This is a genomic window from Yeguia hominis, assembly GCF_014384705.1.
In the GTDB taxonomy this organism is placed as follows: domain Bacteria; phylum Bacillota; class Clostridia; order Oscillospirales; family Acutalibacteraceae; genus Yeguia; species Yeguia hominis.
In genome coordinates, this window is sequence record NZ_JACRSN010000061.1 from 1 (window position 1) to 735 (window position 735).

The 735-nt window shown below is 46.7% G+C and carries 2 protein-coding genes; both read left to right on the forward strand.

Annotated features, from left to right (window positions below; genetic code table 11):
- Positions 1 to 464: transposase (locus IAG03_RS14090; protein WP_249320747.1), on the forward strand; the 464-nt coding region annotated here is incomplete at its 5' end.
- Positions 395 to 735, forward strand: a 341-nt coding sequence (locus IAG03_RS14675; protein ID WP_430472472.1) for an IS3 family transposase, incomplete at its 3' end; no start/stop codon positions are given. The genes IAG03_RS14090 and IAG03_RS14675, both read left to right, overlap by 70 nt.

Genomic DNA, 735 nt, shown 5'->3' on the forward strand with positions numbered 1-735 from the left:
CGGTTCGGATTTGGGTTCGAACAGAAGATGCTTGTGGTCCAGAAGCACTGCAACATAAAAATCAGAACAAGGTGTGGACAGCAGAAGAAAAATATGAGCTGGTAGCAAAAGTTCTTGCTGGTGCATCAAATACAGAAATAGCAACTGCAGCTGGAATCAATGCGGGGCTCTTGTACCAATGGGTCAGATGCTATAAAATGAAAGGGTATCCAGGATTGGCAGCACAACGAAAAGGACGACCGCCCAAGGAGCCTGATATGAAGAAGAAAATAGAAGAGCCAGCAGAACTGACCCCATCGGAACGAGAAGAGATGATTCGGCTCAGAGCAGAGAATGAACGTCTGAGAGCGGAGATTGCCGTTGTAAAAAAAGAGATTGCCTTGAGAGAAGAGAAATGCGCAGCGCAACTCAAGGCGAAAAAGCTGCGCTCGTCCAAGAACTCCGCAAAGAAGGACACAGACTGAATGATCTGCTGGATGCCATTGGGCTGTCTAGGTCGACATATTATTATGAACTTGGCAGAACCGATAAAGTCAGAGAACGAAACGCCGATCTATCGTCTGAAATCGTTTCCATTTTCAATGAGAACAGGAAACGATATGGCGTAAGAAGGGTGCATCGGGAGCTTCTGAACCGTGGCTTTCTGGTAAATCACAAGCGTGTCCAGCGAATCATGAATCAGCTTGGACTGTTTGGCAAACGTCCCAAGGAGAAGTACCATTCTTACAAAGGCGA